Source organism: Streptococcus sp. 343_SSPC, from assembly GCF_001072385.1.
Taxonomy (GTDB): domain Bacteria; phylum Bacillota; class Bacilli; order Lactobacillales; family Streptococcaceae; genus Streptococcus.
This window is the reverse complement of record NZ_JVKU01000011.1, coordinates 23493-39886: the sequence shown is the minus strand read 5'-3', so window position 1 is coordinate 39886 and position 16394 is coordinate 23493. Positions and strand designations below refer to the sequence as shown.

Sequence of the window (16394 nt, the reverse complement as noted above, 5' to 3'; positions counted from 1 at the left end):
TGAGAGTGTTATTTCTTGAAATAGTAGAGAAATAAGAGATAAATTAGCTATTATTTTGGGCTGAAAACGGTTTTCATTTTCGGATATCGTAAAAAAACAGTTGAGTCCATTCTCAACTGTCAGCGGAGTACTTTATTTTTGATGTCTTTTTGCATAGTCGACAAAATGAAACTTGTCTAATTTGTGTCGACTTTCGGTGAACTGGAATTGTCGTCCGTCTGCTAGGTGAACTTGGGAGCGGACCGTCACCACGTGTTGGTCTTTTCCAAGATCCAGTAAGATTTTGTCGCGATTATCGATTGGTGAGATCAAGATTCTTAAGATATTAAAAAAAAGAAAACGGCTCTTCGTTTTCTTTTTTTGCCAGAGAGAATAGGATCAGCCAAGAGCGACTGGAAGGGCCTGTACTAATACAATGGGTTGAAATTGAAAAACAGTTTATTTTCTAAAAAATCACTAAAATCCTTTTATTCACAAGGAATCATGGTATAATAAAACCATAAAACGTTTTCAAGAGAGAAGGACAAGACATGGAAAATGAAACAGTTGACTATGGAAAAGTAACAGGAATGGTACACTCTACAGAAAGCTTCGGTGCAGTGGATGGACCAGGGATCCGTTTTATTGTCTTTCTTCAAGGCTGTCAAATGCGGTGTCAGTATTGCCATAACCCGGATACTTGGGCTATGGAAACCAACATGTCTAGAGAACGAACAGTGGATGATGTCCTAGAAGAAGCCCTCCGCTATCGTGGATTTTGGGGTCAAAAAGGTGGGATCACGGTTAGTGGTGGAGAAGCCCTCTTGCAGATAGACTTTTTGATTGCCCTCTTCACCAAGGCTCAAGAATTGGGCATTCATTGTACCTTGGATACCTGTGCTCTGCCTTTCCGCAATACCCCTCGTTACCTGGAAAAATTTGATAAATTAATGGCAGTGACAGACTTGGTGCTTCTGGATATCAAGGAAATTAACGATGAACGGCACAGATTTGTAACCAGTCAAACGAACAAGAATATTTTAGCCTGTGCCAAGTATTTGTCTGATATTGGAAAACCCGTCTGGATTCGTCACGTTTTGGTCCCTGGGCTTACAGACCGAGATGATGATTTGATCGAACTTGGGAAATTTGTTAAAACCCTTAAAAATGTCGATAAATTTGAGATTTTGCCTTACCATACCATGGGTGAGTTCAAATGGCGGGAATTGGGCATTCCTTACAAGTTGGAGGGTGTGAAACCACCGACAAAAGAACGGGTCCAAAATGCGAAGGACTTGATGGAAACTGAAAGTTACCAAGATTACTTGAAACGGGTTAAAGGATAAAATAGATCGAGACAGTTGGTCCTTCCAGCTGTCTTTTTCTGATGAAAAGCATCACTATTCCCTTTCTTTAAACGGAAAAACGTGCTAAAATAGAGTGAATATACAAATGAAAATGAAGAGGTAGAAACATGTCAAAAATTCTCGTTTTTGGTCACCAAAATCCTGACTCAGATGCCATCGGCTCATCTGTAGCTTTTGCTTATCTTGCAAAAGAAGCTTATGGTTTGGATACAGAAGCAGTGGCTCTTGGAACTCCAAATGAAGAAACAGCTTTCGTGTTGGACTATTTTGGTGTGGAAGCACCACGCGTCATCACATCAGCCAAAGCAGAAGGTGCAGAGCAAGTCATCTTGACGGACCACAATGAATTCCAACAATCTGTTTCAGATATCGCTGAAGTAGAAGTATATGGTGTGGTGGATCACCACCGTGTGGCTAACTTTGAAACTGCCAGCCCACTTTACATGCGTTTGGAACCAGTTGGATCAGCATCTTCTATCGTGTACCGCATGTTCAAAGAACACGGTGTAGAAGTGCCAAAAGAAATCGCTGGTTTGATGCTTTCAGGTTTGATCTCAGATACCCTCCTTTTGAAATCTCCAACAACACACCCATCTGATAAAGTGATTGCGCCTGAATTGGCAGAATTGGCTGGTGTCAACTTGGAAGAATACGGTCTTGCCATGCTCAAGGCTGGTACCAACTTGGCAAGCAAATCAGCAGAAGAGTTGATTGACATCGATGCTAAGACTTTTGAATTGAACGGAAACAACGTTCGTGTGGCTCAAGTGAACACAGTTGATATTGCTGAAGTTTTGGAACGCCAAGCTGAAATCGAAGCAGCCATCCAAGCCGCAAATGCAGCTAACGGCTACTCTGACTTTGTCTTGATGATTACAGATATTGTCAACTCAAACTCAGAAATTTTGGCCCTTGGTGCTAATATGGACAAGGTAGAAGCAGCTTTCAACTTCAAACTTGAAAACAATCACGCTTTCCTTCCAGGTGCCGTTTCACGTAAGAAACAAGTGGTTCCTCAATTGACTGAAAGCTTTAATGCATAATGATAAATGGGGAAACCCATTATAAAAAAGGAGTTTCGACTCCTTTTTTGCTAGGAGAGAAGTATGTTAGAAAATGGTGATTTGATTTTTGTGAGAGAAGATACGGAAATGGGGCAGGCCATTCAGACTTCGACAGGTAACTACAGCCATGTGGCTATCTTTTTGGACGGACAGGTCTATCATGCTACGATGGAAGGCGGTGTTCTTTCCCAGTCACCCGAAGATTTCTTTGAAGCTGGAAAAGTCTATGACCTTTATCGCTATGTACAGATTGATTGTCCAGAGGTCGAAAAGCGGGCAGAAAACCTTTTAGGGTCTCCCTACAATGCGTCCTTTTATCCAGATGGAGATGGTTTCTATTGTTCCCAATTCATCGCTGAACTAATTCCTATCTTTGAAACCATTCCCATGAAGTTTGGAGATGGGGAAGAGGAGATTAGTCCGTTCTGGCTGAATTACTACAAGGAACTCGGACTAGCTGTTCCCCTAGATCAGCCCGGGACTAACCCGAGTCAGTTAGCTCAGTCTCCCCGTCTACAGTTTAAAGAAAGGTATTTGGATGATTCGAATCATTAATTCCACACGTTTGACACGTCAGCCATTTTTCAAGGACTTGATCAACTATCTGGACCAGCAGGATGATGTGATCCTGCGGCAAATCAAGGCCCAATTTTCAGATCAACCAGTGGATAAGCTGATGGAGGAGTATATCAAAGCGGGCTTCATCCTTCGAGAAAATAAACGCTACACTCTCAATTTGCCTTTCTTAGAGTCAGCTGATCGAGTTGAACTGGATCAAGAGGTCTTTGTTCGAGAGGACAGTGCAGTTTATCAAGAATTAAAAGCCAAGGTCTTCCAAACAGAACTCCACAATACTACCAATGCAGCAATTCTCATAGAGGAGACTGACTTCGAACGAAATGCACAGACACTTTCCAATTACTTCTACAAGGTGCAACACCAATATCCATTGACAGAGGAACAAGAAAAGCTCTATGCTATTTTGGGCGATGTCAATCCCGAGTATGCTCTCAAGTATATGACCAGCTTTTTGCTCAAGTTCCTCAAAAAAGAAGAAGTCCAGCAAAAGCGCAGAGATATCTTTGTCGATAGTTTAGAAGTCTTAGGCTATATCCGCAAAAATGATGAAGGCAAATATGAATTAGCAGTGGACTTGGACAAGGAAAGGCTGATGTTTATCAAACAATAAACAAGGCTAGGAAAATTTCCTAGCCTTGTTTCGTTTGATTATAGATAACGTTCAGCAATGGCGGCATCACCCGGATATTCTTCTTTTACGCCATTGACGATTTGGTAGCAGTCAGCTCCTTTTCCAGCGATAATAACAGCATCTTCAGGCTTGCTGGTCGTTGCCATAGCCACTTGAATGGCTTGCTCGCGATCTGCGATTTTTTCGACAGGTCGCGTGATGAAACTACTAATCTCTTCAGCGATAGCCAAAGGATCTTCATAGTTGGGATCATCAGCTGTGAGGAAGACTTGGATCTCAGGATGTTCTTCTAAAAGTAAGCCAAAGTCTTTGCGGCGGCTCTCTCCCTTATTACCGGTTGATCCAAGGACTAGTGAAATGGTCCCCGTTTGATGGGTTTCGACAACTGAGAGCAGTTTTTTCAAGCTATCTCCATTATGGGCATAGTCGATGAAGACCTTGGCCCCATTTTTCTGAGTCAAGACTTCCATTCGGCCAGGAACGCGCGTCTTAGCAATCCCTTTTTGGATATCCCCGAGGCTCGCTCCTAGGCGAAGGCAGGCAAGACCTGCTGCCACAGCATTTTCTTGGTTGAAGTGACCGATGAGCTGGGTATCATAATCTCCTGCCAGCTTGCCAGTGACCGAAAAGCTAAAGGCTTTTGAATTGTGGACTTGGTTGCTTGATTGACTACCGTAGAAGTCGTGGTCTTGCTCAGCAACCTGCTCCGCAAGAATCTCAAAATGATCCATATCGCTATTGACGACAACAGCACGGCTATTTTCCATCAAGAGACGTTTGTGGTAGAAATAGTCTTCGAAGGTTGGATGCTCAATTGGTCCAATATGGTCAGGGCTGATGTTGAGGAAGACACCGACATCAAAGGTCAGACCGTAAACCCGTTTCACCAAATAAGCTTGGCTGGAAACTTCCATAATCAGGTGGGTCCGATCATTGGCAACCGCTTGGGCCATCATTTCAAAAAGATCAATACTTTCTGGAGTGGTCAAGGTTGATTTGAAGAAGGTCTTACCATCCAAGGTTGTATTCATAGTGGATAGCATGGCTGCACGGTGGCCTTGCTCAAGAATCTTGTAGGCATAGTAAGCAGAAGTCGTTTTGCCCTTGGTCCCTGTAAAGGCTAAGAGTTTTAGCTGGCGCTCAGGGTGGCCATAGAATTCCATGGCAATCAAGCTCATAGCCTGTTTGATATCCGTAACGATAATGGCTGGGATGCTGACCTCAAACTCTTGCTCAGCGACATAGAACTGGAGACCTTGCTCGATTGCTTGTTCCAAAAATTCTTTCTTGAAATTTGCCCCCTTGACAAAAAAGAGGGTCTCAGCGTTGACCTTTCGACTATCGTAGCTTATTTGATGAAAAGAAACACCACTTGCTGAATAGTGGTATTCTCCGTCTTGTAGGATCTCACGAAAGTTGTGATCCTCTTTTAAAATGTTTAGTACAGTTTCTATCTTTATCATAATCCTATTTTAAACTGAAAGACCTTATTTTACAAGTGTAAAGGAAAAGTTTATAATAAAGAAGACTATAAAGTAGAGGAAACATATGAGTAACGAAACAAGTAATCAACAGGCCCAGATGCTTCGAGGTACAGTCTGGTTAACAGCCAGCAATTTCATTAGTCGTCTCTTAGGTGCAGCCTATATCATCCCTTGGTATATCTGGATGGGCAAACATGGAGCAGAGGCAAACGGTCTCTTCACTATGGGCTACAATATCTACGCTTGGTTTTTGCTGATTTCAACAGCAGGCGTCCCGGTAGCAGTCGCTAAGCAAGTGGCCAAGTACAATACCAAGGGACAAGAAGAGCACAGTTTTGCCATGATTCGTGGCTTCCTTAAGTTCATGTCTTTATTGGGCTTGGTTTTTGCCATTATCATGTATGTGCTTTCTCCAGTCTTTGCAAACCTATCAGGAGGTGGGAAAGACCTAATCCCTGTCATGCAGAGCTTGTCTTGGGCAGTCTTGATTTTCCCTTCCATGAGTGTCATTCGTGGCTTCTTCCAAGGGCATAACAATCTGAAACCTTATGCTATCAGTCAAATTGCTGAGCAAGTGATTCGGGTTATCTGGATGCTCTTGACAGCCTACTTCATTATGAAGGTAGGCTCAGGTGATTACGTTGAAGCTGTGACCCAGTCCACTTTTGCAGCCTTTATTGGGATGGGAGCGAGTCTTCTAGTCCTCGTCTATTACCTCTGGAAAACAGGGCTTCTACAGCACATTATCCATCGCCCAGAGTCTGATAGCCAGATTGATACCAAGGCTCTCTTGTGGGATACTATTCGTGAAGCAATTCCGTTCATTGTGACAGGATCAGCCATTCAACTCTTTCAAATTATCGACCAGATGACCTATAGCAATGTCATGTCTTGGTTCACCAACTTCACTCGTTCAGAGCTGTTGGTTCAGTTCAGCTACTTTTCAGCGAATCCGAACAAGATCACCATGATTTTAATTGCAGTTGCGACATCGATCGGTGGGGTGGGAATCCCTCTTCTTACAGAGAACTATGTCAAGGGTGATTTCCGGGCTGCAGGTAAGCTGGTTCAAGATAATTTGACCATGCTAGTAGCCTTCTTGCTTCCAGCGACGATTGGAGCAGTAGCCATTGCAGAGCCTCTCTATACGGTCTTTTACGGGAAACCAGATTCCCTGGCTTTGGGACTCTTTATCTTAGCCATGTTACAAACGGTCATCCTAGGCTTGTATACGGTTCTCTCTCCAATGATCCAGGCTCTTTTCCAAAATCGGAAGGCAATTCTTTACTTTGGCTATGGAGTATTGGTAAAACTGATTCTCCAAGTACCGTTCATTTATGTCTTTAAAGCCTATGGTCCTCTTCTTTCTACTACAATTGGTCTCATGATTCCGATTGTTCTTATGTACAAGGAAATTCATCAGGTGACTCATTTCAATCGCAAGACAGTCTTCAAACGGAGCTTATTGACAGCCATTCTCACCTTGATCATGCTCTTGGTGGTCCTAGTTGCAGGCTTTATCCTCGGCTTGGTGATCAAACCAAATGGTCGAGTGACCAGCATGATTTATGTAGCTCTGATTGGTGGTGTTGGAATCGTCGTATACGGTGGCCTCGGTCTTCGTCTTCGTTTTTTAGATCGCTTCATTGGTAGCAAGGCAGCTAGTCTTCGAAATAAATTTCATATTTCATAACCAGTAGAGGTTGGGGCTATCCCACCTCTTTTTTTCATTATAGTTTGAAGCTATATCTAGCTCTTGAAAAAGGAAAAACCGAATCATCTAAAGAAGTGATACAATAGAGACAATTGAATTTACGTCCATTGGAGGTTTGTATGAGTCACAAAAAGAATATTAACACCATCCTAGCTCAAGCGGGAATCAAGTCGGATCCAGCAACAGGGGCTTTGATTACTCCGCTTCATTTTTCAACCACTTACCAGCATCCAGAGTTTGGTCAATCTACTGGTTTTGACTATATCCGTACCAAGAATCCGACTCGGGTAAACGCTGAAAAGACCTTGGCAGCTATTGAGAGTGCAGAGCATGCCTTGGTGACGAGCTCAGGTATGTCTGCCATTGTCTTAGCCTTTAGTATTTTTCCTGTTGGCAGTAAGGTTTTGGCAGTAAGAGATCTTTATGGAGGCTCTTTCCGTTGGTTCAACCAAATGGAACAAGAAGGACGCTTTTTCTTTACCTATGCAAATTCTGAAGAAGAATTGGTAGAGGGATTGAAGGGAGAGGTGGATATTCTCTATATTGAAACGCCTACTAACCCACTCATGCTGGAGTTTGACATCCAGAAATTAGCTAAACTCGCTCATGAAAAAGGGGCAAAAGTGATTGTAGACAACACCTTCTATAGCCCTATCTACCAACGTCCAATTGAAGAAGGAGCAGATATCGTCCTCCACTCAGCGACCAAATATCTAGCGGGTCATAATGACGTTTTGGCTGGTGTTGTAGTGACTGATGATGAAGGTCTCTATGAGCAACTCTTTTATAACTTAAACACAACTGGAGCTGTTCTCTCTCCTTTTGACAGCTACCAATTGATCCGTGGGTTAAAAACCTTAGCCCTTCGAATGGAGCGCTCTACAGAAAACGCGAAGAAGGTAGTGGAATTCTTGAAGGGGCATCCAGCCGTTAAGGAAGTTTTGTATACCGGCAAGGGAGGCATGGTTTCCTTTAAAGTAAGCCACCAAGAAAAGATTCCAACCATTTTGAACCACTTGCAAGTCTTTACCTTTGCAGAAAGCTTAGGTGGAGTGGAGAGTTTGATTACCTACCCAACTACACAGACCCACGCAGATATTCCTGCAGAGGTTCGTCATTCCTATGGGTTAACGGATGACTTGCTTCGCCTTTCCATCGGAATTGAAGATGCACGGGATTTGATTGAGGATTTAGAACAAGCATTGGCTAGATAGGAGTCCATCATGGGAAAAGAACAATTTTTGACTGTCCCTAATCGTTTGGGGCACCACACTAGCAAATGGAAGGAGTCAGAGCAAGATCCAGAACTTCTTCCTGCTTGGATTGCAGATATGGATTTTGAATCCTTGCCTGCGGTTCGCCAAGCCATTCGAGATTACGCAGATCAATTAGTCTACGGCTACACTTATCCTAGTGAAGAGCTTTACCGAGCTGTTCAGGAGTGGGAAAAGTCAGAGCATGGATATGTGTTTGAGAAGGAAGCCATTGTCTTTATGGAAGGTGTGGTTCCGTCTATTTCAACGGCTATTCAGGCTTTCACTAAGGAAGGCGAGGCTGTTCTCATCAATACGCCAGTTTATCCACCCTTTGCCCGTAGCGTCCGCCTCAATCAACGCAAATTAGTGACTAATTCCTTAGTAGAAGTGGATGGACTCTTCCAAATTGATTTTGAGCAATTGGAAAAAGACTTTGTGGAGCACCAAGTCAAGCTCTACATCCTGTGCAATCCTCATAACCCAGGCGGTCGCGTCTGGGAACGAGAAGTCCTAGAAAAGATTGGTCGTCTCTGTCAAAAATATGGGGTCTTGCTTGTTTCAGATGAAATTCACCAAGACTTGGCGCTATTTGGAAATCGACACGTATGTTTTAATACGGTAGATCCAAGCTTTAAGGATTTCACCCTTGTCTTATCGAGTGCGACCAAAACCTTCAACATCGCAGGGACAAAAAATTCCTATGCCATCATCGAAAATGATGCACTAAGGAAATCCTTCCAAGCTCGGCAGTTGCGAAACAATCAACATGAGATTTCTGCCCTTGGCTTTATCGCCACCGAAGTAGCCTATCAGAAGGGAAAGGCTTGGTTAGAGGACTTAAAGGAAGTCTTGGAAGAAAATATCAACTACACTGTAGAAGTTTTGCGTGAGCAGACAGACATTGGTGTGATGAAACCGCAAGGGACTTATCTACTCTGGCTTGATTTTTCTGCCTACGGTTTGTCAGAGGAAGAACTCCATGCTCGACTTCATGACCAGGCTAAGGTCATCCTCAATAAAGGGACAGACTTTGGAGTAGAAGGGAAGCAACATGCCCGTTTGAATGTGGCAGCTCCGAAAACCCTAGTCCAAGAGATTGTTGATCGGATTGTAACAAATTTTCCTAAAAAAGGTTGATTTTAAGGGTTGACTTTTCTATAGGGGAGGAGTATACTCAAGGGGAATAACGGTAGGTGAGGCTACCACAAGGATACGGATGACTACCGCAAAGCAGTGGAGACACTACTCGTTGGTCAACAGTCCTGATCGCAAAGGTCAAGACTAAGCTCATTTCATTGCCTTGCGGAGCTAAAGCTTGGACGGTCTATTTTTTGAGAATTTTTATTAAAAAATAAACGGCGAGTTTAATGAGTCCTACCTGTAAAAGGGGAGGGCTCTTTTCTAATGCTTAAGAAGCCTCTAACCTATCAAGTAGAAAAGGAGAGCACTATGATACAAATCGACGATCATCCCGAACCGCACATAGCCAGCCAATCGCTGATTTGTGTCATCGGGACTCTATAAGCGTTTGGCTCCTGATTTAAAAGGAGATTCCAATGCAAACAACAAAAGAAAGACTCATTGCTGCATTGCAAGATGCAGAAACAAGAACCTTAGCAACCTATCAATCTAGCTGGTCTGGCTTGACGGAAGACCAAGTAGAGGAAAACCGGGATAGCTATGGAGAAAATGTCCTCACAAAGGGGCAAGATGATTCTATCTGGAAACGGATTGTTGAATCCATCATCAATCCCTTCACAGTCATCTTACTGCTCATTGCCCTTGTTTCTCTGGTGACCAATGTTTGGTTAGCCAAACCAGGTGAGGAAGATCCAACGACCTCTCTCATCATCGTCGTTCTCGTCCTTCTCTCTGGAGGGATTCGCTTTATCCAAGAATTGCGAAGTGACAAGGCTGCTAGCAACCTTTCTCGCATGATTGTCAATACAGCAACAGTGATTAGAGAAGGCAAGGAAGAAGAAATTCCCATTGATGAGATCGTTGTGGGAGACTTGATCAAACTGAGTGCAGGCGACATGATCCCAGCGGATGTGGTCTTGTTAGATTCTCGAGACTTCTTCGTTCAACAGTCTGGTTTGACTGGAGAGAGCGATGCTGTCGAAAAAGTCTGCTTGAAAAAAGCGACTGGCCAAAATCTGGACAGTCTTTTGGAGAGTGAAAGTCTAGCTTTCATGGGGACCAACGTCATCTCAGGTCGAGCAACAGCCTTGGTCTTGGTCGTTGGGGATGAAACCATGATGGGAGCGATTGAGCAAACCATCAATACTTATGATGAACCAACCTCTTTTGAACGAGAAATGAACACCATCTCTTGGTTGTTGATCCGACTCATGATGGTCATGGTACCCATCGTCTTCTTTATCAATGGTTTGACAGATGGGGACTGGCTGGAAGCAGGGGTCTTTGCCCTTAGTGTAGGGGTGGGCTTGACTCCGGAAATGCTCCCAATGATTATCACAGCTAGCTTGGCCAAGGGGTCCATTATCATGGCCAAAGAAAAGGTGGTCATCAAAAAGCTCAACGCTATTCAAGATCTAGGCGCTATTGATATCCTCTGTACGGACAAGACAGGAACCTTGACCCAAGATGAGATTGTACTCGAATACCCCCTCGACATTCGTGGGGACTTGGATTTGTCTGTCCTTCGTCGGGCCTATCTCAATTCTTACTTCCAAACCGGCCTCAAAAACTTAATGGATCGCGCTATTATCAGCCGGACAGAAAGAGAAGCAAAAAAACATGAGATTGTCAGAGGCTTGGACCAAAGCTTCCAAAAAATTGATGAATTGCCTTTTGACTTTGAACGCCGGCGGATGAGTGTCATTGTCAAAGATGAGGGGGGAATCGTGAGCATGGTCACCAAGGGAGCCTTGGAAGAAATGCTAGCAGTCTCTAACTATGTAGAATACAAGGATGAGATTATCCCCCTAACAGATCAAGTGCGGGAAGACGTCTTGGCAGAGGTGGCTCAGCTGAATGAACAAGGTTTGCGCGTGCTAGGGGTTAGTTACAAATCAAATCTTGAGGAAGGCTATGCCTTTGAAGTAGCAGATGAAGCTGACATGATCTTGACGGGCTACCTAGCCTTCTTAGATCCACCAAAACCATCTGCAGCACCAGCCATCAATACCCTTGCGGAATACGGAGTTGCTACTAAAATCCTTACGGGTGATAATGAGAAAGTGACCCAAGCGGTTTGTGAAAAGGTGGGACTGGATGTTGACCGCATTTTGCTGGGTAGCGATATCGACAGTCTCTCTGATTCAGACTTGGCCCAAGCAGTCGAAACCACCACCGTTTTTGCAAAATTATCTCCAGATCAAAAAGCACGCATTATCTTGCAGCTCAAAGCAAATGGCCATAAGGTCGGCTATATGGGAGATGGCATCAATGATGCTCCTTCTATGAAAGTGGCAGATGTGGGTATTTCGGTTGATACAGCTGTCGATATTGCCAAAGAAACAGCAGATGTTATCCTCCTAGATAAGGACTTGATGGTCCTCGAAAAAGGCTTGGTAGAAGGACGCAAGGTTTATGCCAACATGACCAAGTACATCAAGATGACAGTTTCTTCCAACTTTGGGAATATCTTCTCCCTTCTCTTTGCTAGTATTTTCCTTCCTTTTCTTCCAATGGCCCCTATCCATCTCATCGTTTTAAACTTGGTTTATGACCTTTCCTGTATCGCCTTGCCTTTTGACCGGGTTGATAAGGACTTCTTGAAGAAACCTCGGATTTGGGAAGCAAAATCCATTACCCGCTTTATGGCCTGGTTTGGTCCTATTTCCTCTGTCTTTGACATCTTGACCTTTATCGCTCTCTACTTTATCATCGTACCTATGATTACAGGCTATGGCTATGTCCATGGAGCAGACAGTGCGGGACTCTTCATCATGCTCTTTCAAACCGGCTGGTTCATTGAGTCCATGTGGTCCCAAACTATGGTCATCTATATGCTCCGCTCTCCAAAATTGCCCTTTGTTCAAAGTCGGCCAGCCCTTGCAGTCATGGCAACGACCCTATTGGGAGCCCTCTTTGTGACCTTCCTACCATATGGCCCACTGGCTTCCTTATTGAAAGTAGCGCCACTAAATAGTCTTTACTTCCTATTACTAGCGGGAATTCTCTTCCTTTATATGGCAAGTGTCACCCTGGTCAAACACTATTATATTGGCAAGTACAAGGAGTGGCTATAAGCTAGTCATTAAAATAAGAAAAGAAAAGGTTTGCATATTTGTAGGCCTTTTTCTTCCTTTTTGATATAATAAGATGAATATAGAGAAAGAAGGAACCACAATGGGAAAACTTGAAGTTATTAAACATCCACTGATTCAGCATAAATTGTCTATTTTGCGTCGTACTGATACCTCTACAAAGGCTTTTCGTGAATTAGTAGATGAAATTGCTATGTTGATGGGATACGAAGTTTTGCGCGAACTTCCTCTTGAAGATGTAGAAATCGAAACACCCATTACAAAAACAGTTCAAAAACAGATTGCTGGTAAAAAACTAGCGATTGTTCCAATTCTTCGTGCAGGGATCGGGATGGTAGACGGACTCTTGAGTTTGGTACCCGCTGCTAAAGTTGGTCACATCGGAATGTACCGCGATGAAGAAACCTTGAAACCAGTTGAATACTTGGTGAAATTGCCAGAAGATATCGACCAACGTCAAATCTTTGTGGTAGACCCAATGTTGGCGACTGGGGGATCTGCAATCCTAGCGGTAGATTCATTAAAGAAACGTGGTGCAAGCCATATTAAATTTGTCTGCTTAGTTGCAGCACCAGAAGGAGTGGAAGCTCTTCAAACAGCTCATCCAGATGTCGAAATCTTTGCTGCAGCCTTGGATGAACGGCTCAACGAAAACGGCTATATCGTTCCAGGTTTAGGTGATGCTGGGGACCGTTTGTTTGGTACCAAATAAGCACATTTCCAATCTATCTTTAGGAAAGTAAAAATTTGACCTTTGTTGACCAATGGGATATAATAGCTTTTATAAAGAATGGAAGGAGAGCTAGCCTCTCGAATCAACCGGATGAAACTCGTGAGATGGTGCCGGTTATAATGGATAAAAGGAGATGAATGAATGATTCCAGTAGTAATTGAACAAACTAGTCGTGGCGAACGCTCATACGACATATACTCACGCCTCTTAAAAGACCGTATTATCATGGTGACAGGACCGGTAGAAGACCAAATGGCCAATTCGATTATTGCCCAATTACTCTTCTTGGATGCCCAAGATAATACCAAAGATATCTATATGTATATCAATACGCCAGGAGGCTCTGTCTCTGCAGGTTTGGCAATCGTCGATACCATGAACTTTATCAAATCAGACGTCCAAACCATCGTCATGGGGATGGCAGCTTCAATGGGGACTGTGATTGCATCAAGTGGTGCCAAAGGCAAACGCTTCATGTTGCCAAATGCTGAGTACATGATCCACCAACCAATGGGTGGTACTGGTGGCGGTACTCAACAAACGGATATGGCCATTGCAGCAGAACACCTCTTGAAAACACGTCACAGATTGGAAAAAATCTTGGCAGAAAATTCAGGTCAAACCATCAAGAAAATCCACGCTGATGCAGAACGGGATAATTGGATGACTGCAGAAGAAACCTTAGCTTATGGTTTCATCGATGAAATCATGGCTAACAACAATCTCGGATAAGAAATCTTAACCATCCAGCCCTCTCCTTTGACAGGAGAGGTTTTTTTAAGACATTCTTTACTTTCTAGAAAAAGATAGTATTTTTACCTGAAATTTGCTATACTTGTAACAGAAGCAGAAAGGGATTGTGTATGTTTGAGAAGCAAGCTAGAACAGGCTTAATTGTAAAATTGTATTATAATCGAGATGCAAAGAAATTACAGGAAATTGGGGATGTGATCTATCATTCCAAAAAAATGCGCTATGTCCAGGTCTATGTCGATAGTCCTCAAGTTCTTGAAATTATGCAGCAATTAAAAAAAGAACGCTTTGTAAAGAAGGTTCAAATTTGCCATATTCAAGAATTGGATCGTGATTTTGTAGGAAGTTTGCATCGTCAACAGGATGAAACACAAGTAGAAAACGCAATCATTTAAAGGATTGCGTTTTTTATATTGACAATTGTCAGATAATTCGGTATATTCTTAATATGTATTTATTTTAAGATTATTTAAGGAGATTATTACAAATGAAGAAAAAATTTGCTCTTTCATTTTTAACAATTGCAAGTGTCGCTCTTCTTGCGGCCTGTGGTGAAGTTTCAACTTCAGGTTCAAACACAACTGGTAACGAAATCGGCAAAGAACTAAAAATCGGTTTTAACTTTGAAAAAACTGGTGAAGTAGCAGCATATGGTAGTGCTGAACAAAAAGGTGCTCAATTAGCCGTTGATGAAATCAATGCTAATGGTGGAGCTGATGGTAAGAAGATTGTTGTCACAGACAAAGATAACAAATCTGAAACAGCTGAAGCAGCTACAATCACTACAAACCTTGTCACTCAATCAAAAGTGAACGCTCTTGTAGGGCCTGCTACTTCAGGTGCCACTGCCGCAGCTGTTGCGAATGCTGGTAAAGCAGGTGTTCCATTGGTAACACCATCTGCAACACAAGATAATTTGACAAAAGGTCAAGATTACCTTTTCCGTGCAACCTTCATCGATAGCTTCCAAGGACAAATCATTGCTAAATATACAACGGATAACTTGAAAGCGAAGAAAGTTGTTCTTTACTACGATAATTCATCTGACTATGCTAAAGGGATTGCTGAAGCCTTTAAGAAATCTTATAAAGGTGAAATCGTAGCAACAGAAACTTTCCAATCTAAGGATACTGACTTCCAAGCTGCTCTTACAAAAATCAAAGACAAAGACTTCGATGCGATTGTCCTTCCAGGGTACTACACTGAAACTGGTAAAATTGTAAACCAAGCACGTGGTATGGGAATCAAACAACCAATCATTGGTGGTGATGGATTTAGCGATGCTAAATTCGTTGAACAAGCAACACCTGCTGCAGCTACAGACATCTACTACGTAGCTGGATTCTCTACTGAAGGTGAAATGACTGATAAAGCCAAGAAATTCGTAGAAGCTTATAAAGCAAAATACAACGAAGAACCTTCAATGTTTGCAGCTTTGGCATATGATTCAGTTTACATGGTTGCAGAAGCATCTAAAGGTGCTAAGAACTCTGTCGAATTGAAAGACAACCTTGCGAAGTTGAAAGACTTGGAAGGTGTTACTGGTACAATGTCTATTGACAAAGACCATAATCCGGTTAAATCTGCACTTATGATTGGCTTAAAAGATGGTAAAGTTGAGTCAGTTGAGTCGGTTAAACCTTAATTATCATTTGTTGTTTTTACAAGAGGCTGGGAGAATGAAAATTCCTGGCCTCGCTCTTTATTATTAGAAAGGATGGTTCAAATGCTCCAGCAATTAGTGAACGGTCTAATCTTGGGAAGTGTCTATGCACTCTTGGCCCTTGGTTATACTATGGTGTATGGAATTATCAAATTGATCAACTTTGCCCATGGGGATATCTACATGGTAGGTGCCTTTATGGGGTATTTCTTATTGAACTCATTGAAAGTTAACTTCTTTGTAGCCTTGCTTCTAGCTATGGTCGGGACAGCTATTTTAGGGGTTGTGATTGAATATCTGGCTTATCGTCCGCTTCGTCATTCGACTCGGATTGCAGCCTTGATCACAGCCATCGGGGTTTCCTTCTTGCTTGAATATGGGATGGTCTTCTTTGTAGGGGCCAATACCCGTTCCTTCCCGCAAGTCATTGAAACTGTTCGTTACAATTTTGGTCCCATTTCGATCTCTAACATTCAGTTGATGATTTTAGGAGTGTCTATTTTCTTGATGGTCGCTCTTCAATTTATTATCCAAAAGACAAAGATGGGGAAAGCCATGCGTGCCGTTTCTGTTGATAGCGATGCTGCTCAATTGATGGGGATTAACGTAAACCGGACCATCAGCTTTACCTTTGCTTTGGGATCAGCCTTAGCGGGTGCTGGTGGGGTTTTGATCGGTTTGTATTACAACTCAATCGAACCTTTGATGGGGATGACACCAGGGATCAAAGCCTTTGTCGCAGCCGTTCTTGGAGGAATCGGAATCATTCCAGGCGCGGCCCTAGGTGGCTTTGTCATCGGTTTATTGGAAACTTTCGCTACAGCGATTGGTCTTTCAGACTTCCGTGATGCTATTGTGTATGCCATCTTGATTGTGATCTTGCTCATCCGTCCAGCAGGTATCCTCGGTAAAAATGTGAAAGAGAAGGTGTAAGCC

At 42.9% G+C, this 16394-nt stretch carries 14 protein-coding genes, 1 pseudogene and 1 riboswitch; of the genes and pseudogenes, 13 read left to right on the top strand and 2 right to left on the bottom strand.

The window, feature by feature from the left end:
* Positions 1 to 132 precede the first annotated feature (132 nt).
* Positions 133 to 315: pseudogene (locus ADH27_RS09825) on the bottom strand (UTRA domain-containing protein); the annotation flags it as partial.
* A gap of 215 nt (positions 316 to 530) precedes the next feature.
* Here ADH27_RS09825 and pflA point away from each other — a divergent pair.
* The 4 genes from pflA (at position 531) to ADH27_RS02335 (ending at position 3599) form a co-directional block, all read left to right on the top strand.
* Positions 531 to 1325: a pyruvate formate-lyase-activating protein gene (gene pflA / locus ADH27_RS02350; protein ID WP_048689741.1), complete on the top strand. Its 795-nt coding sequence runs from the start codon at positions 531 to 533 to the stop codon at positions 1323 to 1325.
* A gap of 128 nt (positions 1326 to 1453) precedes the next feature.
* On the top strand, positions 1454 to 2389 hold the full coding sequence (locus ADH27_RS02345; RefSeq protein WP_048715372.1) for a manganese-dependent inorganic pyrophosphatase: 936 nt from the start codon (positions 1454 to 1456) through the stop codon (positions 2387 to 2389).
* 63 nt (positions 2390 to 2452) lie between these two features.
* On the top strand, positions 2453 to 2965 hold the full coding sequence (locus ADH27_RS02340; RefSeq protein WP_048715371.1) for a YiiX/YebB-like N1pC/P60 family cysteine hydrolase: 513 nt from the start codon (positions 2453 to 2455) through the stop codon (positions 2963 to 2965).
* On the top strand, positions 2949 to 3599 hold the full coding sequence (locus ADH27_RS02335; RefSeq protein WP_048715369.1) for a DUF1803 domain-containing protein: 651 nt from the start codon (positions 2949 to 2951) through the stop codon (positions 3597 to 3599). The genes ADH27_RS02340 and ADH27_RS02335 overlap by 17 nt, the downstream gene beginning before the upstream one ends.
* A 38-nt stretch (positions 3600 to 3637) precedes the next feature.
* Here the strand turns inward: ADH27_RS02335 and ADH27_RS02330 are convergent, their stop codons facing one another.
* Positions 3638 to 5083, bottom strand: coding sequence for a UDP-N-acetylmuramoyl-L-alanyl-D-glutamate--L-lysine ligase (locus ADH27_RS02330; protein WP_048715367.1), 1446 nt, complete (start codon positions 5081 to 5083; stop codon positions 3638 to 3640).
* An 85-nt stretch (positions 5084 to 5168) separates the two neighbouring features.
* Between ADH27_RS02330 and ADH27_RS02325 the strand changes: the two genes are divergently transcribed.
* The 9 genes from ADH27_RS02325 to ADH27_RS02285 all read left to right on the top strand — a co-directional run bounded on the left by ADH27_RS02325 (position 5169) and on the right by ADH27_RS02285 (position 16391).
* On the top strand, positions 5169 to 6797 hold the full coding sequence (locus ADH27_RS02325; protein WP_048715365.1) for a putative polysaccharide biosynthesis protein: 1629 nt from the start codon (positions 5169 to 5171) through the stop codon (positions 6795 to 6797).
* 140 nt (positions 6798 to 6937) lie between these two features.
* Complete coding sequence (locus tag ADH27_RS02320; protein ID WP_048689723.1) at positions 6938 to 8032, top strand: cystathionine gamma-synthase; 1095 nt, start codon at positions 6938 to 6940, stop codon at positions 8030 to 8032.
* Positions 8033 to 8041: 9 nt separating this feature from the next.
* The gene (locus tag ADH27_RS02315) at positions 8042 to 9211 is read left to right on the top strand and encodes a MalY/PatB family protein (RefSeq protein WP_048715363.1); all 1170 of its coding nucleotides are present in this window, start codon (positions 8042 to 8044) and stop codon (positions 9209 to 9211) included.
* A 41-nt stretch (positions 9212 to 9252) separates the two neighbouring features.
* Positions 9253 to 9407, top strand: a riboswitch (M-box (ykoK) riboswitch).
* 223 nt (positions 9408 to 9630) lie between these two features.
* Positions 9631 to 12291, top strand: a complete 2661-nt coding sequence (gene mgtA, locus ADH27_RS02310; RefSeq protein ID WP_048715361.1) for a magnesium-translocating P-type ATPase — start codon at positions 9631 to 9633, stop codon at positions 12289 to 12291.
* 100 nt (positions 12292 to 12391) lie between these two features.
* Positions 12392 to 13021 (top strand): uracil phosphoribosyltransferase, encoded by a 630-nt coding sequence (gene upp, locus ADH27_RS02305; RefSeq protein WP_048689715.1) that lies wholly within the window; start codon positions 12392 to 12394, stop codon positions 13019 to 13021.
* 162 nt (positions 13022 to 13183) lie between these two features.
* Positions 13184 to 13774: an ATP-dependent Clp protease proteolytic subunit gene (locus ADH27_RS02300; protein WP_023024046.1), complete on the top strand. Its 591-nt coding sequence runs from the start codon at positions 13184 to 13186 to the stop codon at positions 13772 to 13774.
* Positions 13775 to 13905: 131 nt separating this feature from the next.
* Positions 13906 to 14190, top strand: coding sequence for a DUF2129 domain-containing protein (locus ADH27_RS02295; protein ID WP_048689712.1), 285 nt, complete (start codon positions 13906 to 13908; stop codon positions 14188 to 14190).
* Between the two features lie 92 nt (positions 14191 to 14282).
* The gene (locus ADH27_RS02290; protein WP_006595827.1) at positions 14283 to 15440 is read left to right on the top strand and encodes an ABC transporter substrate-binding protein; all 1158 of its coding nucleotides are present in this window, start codon (positions 14283 to 14285) and stop codon (positions 15438 to 15440) included.
* An 81-nt stretch (positions 15441 to 15521) separates the two neighbouring features.
* Positions 15522 to 16391 (top strand): branched-chain amino acid ABC transporter permease, encoded by an 870-nt coding sequence (locus ADH27_RS02285; RefSeq protein ID WP_009731472.1) that lies wholly within the window; start codon positions 15522 to 15524, stop codon positions 16389 to 16391.
* The last annotated feature ends 3 nt before the right edge of the window (positions 16392 to 16394 follow it).

Coding starts and splice junctions, on each gene's coding strand:
- ADH27_RS02320 (WP_048689723.1), top strand. CDS start 6,938: ATGAGTCACAAAAAGAATATTAACACCATCCTAGCTCAAGCGGGAATC.
- ADH27_RS02335 (WP_048715369.1), top strand. CDS start 2,949: ATGATTCGAATCATTAATTCCACACGTTTGACACGTCAGCCATTTTTC.
- pflA (WP_048689741.1), top strand. CDS start 531: ATGGAAAATGAAACAGTTGACTATGGAAAAGTAACAGGAATGGTACAC.
- ADH27_RS02300 (WP_023024046.1), top strand. CDS start 13,184: ATGATTCCAGTAGTAATTGAACAAACTAGTCGTGGCGAACGCTCATAC.
- ADH27_RS02325 (WP_048715365.1), top strand. CDS start 5,169: ATGAGTAACGAAACAAGTAATCAACAGGCCCAGATGCTTCGAGGTACA.
- ADH27_RS02330 (WP_048715367.1), bottom strand. CDS start 5,083: ATGATAAAGATAGAAACTGTACTAAACATTTTAAAAGAGGATCACAAC.
- ADH27_RS02290 (WP_006595827.1), top strand. CDS start 14,283: ATGAAGAAAAAATTTGCTCTTTCATTTTTAACAATTGCAAGTGTCGCT.
- ADH27_RS02340 (WP_048715371.1), top strand. CDS start 2,453: ATGTTAGAAAATGGTGATTTGATTTTTGTGAGAGAAGATACGGAAATG.
- ADH27_RS02345 (WP_048715372.1), top strand. CDS start 1,454: ATGTCAAAAATTCTCGTTTTTGGTCACCAAAATCCTGACTCAGATGCC.
- ADH27_RS02285 (WP_009731472.1), top strand. CDS start 15,522: ATGCTCCAGCAATTAGTGAACGGTCTAATCTTGGGAAGTGTCTATGCA.
- ADH27_RS02315 (WP_048715363.1), top strand. CDS start 8,042: ATGGGAAAAGAACAATTTTTGACTGTCCCTAATCGTTTGGGGCACCAC.
- ADH27_RS02295 (WP_048689712.1), top strand. CDS start 13,906: ATGTTTGAGAAGCAAGCTAGAACAGGCTTAATTGTAAAATTGTATTAT.
- mgtA (WP_048715361.1), top strand. CDS start 9,631: ATGCAAACAACAAAAGAAAGACTCATTGCTGCATTGCAAGATGCAGAA.
- upp (WP_048689715.1), top strand. CDS start 12,392: ATGGGAAAACTTGAAGTTATTAAACATCCACTGATTCAGCATAAATTG.